This window comes from Cupriavidus sp. SIMBA_020 (assembly GCF_046535395.1).
Taxonomy (GTDB): Bacteria; Pseudomonadota; Gammaproteobacteria; order Burkholderiales; family Burkholderiaceae; genus Cupriavidus; species Cupriavidus campinensis.
On record NZ_JAWRWU010000814.1, the window covers coordinates 1 to 264 of the forward strand.

General features: G+C 68.6%; 1 protein-coding gene. It reads right to left on the reverse strand.

Annotated features, from left to right (window positions below; genetic code table 11):
- Window positions 1–264 (reverse strand): VOC family protein (locus tag SB751_RS31630; RefSeq protein ID WP_410749225.1); only part of this gene is annotated, 264 nt, incomplete at both ends.

Consider the following 264-nt stretch of genomic DNA (forward strand, 5'->3'; position numbering starts at 1 on the left):
GCCGTGCGCCCTTCCGCGTTCTGCGCGACGGGCACCAGCACCTTCACGCCGGCCGCCTGCGCCTTGGCGAGCGTGGCATCCAGATCGGGCACGTCGTAGCCGGTCGTTTCGCGGCCGTACGGGAACGGCAGCTTGCCGTCGGTCACGAACACGAGCATGTTGCCGAAGCCAGATTGCAGGCGCACGCGACGGATCGTTTCGCCCGGCTTGCCGATCTCGGCGCAGTCCGCGTGGTGGTTGTCGGAGACGATCTTGCCGTGCGAG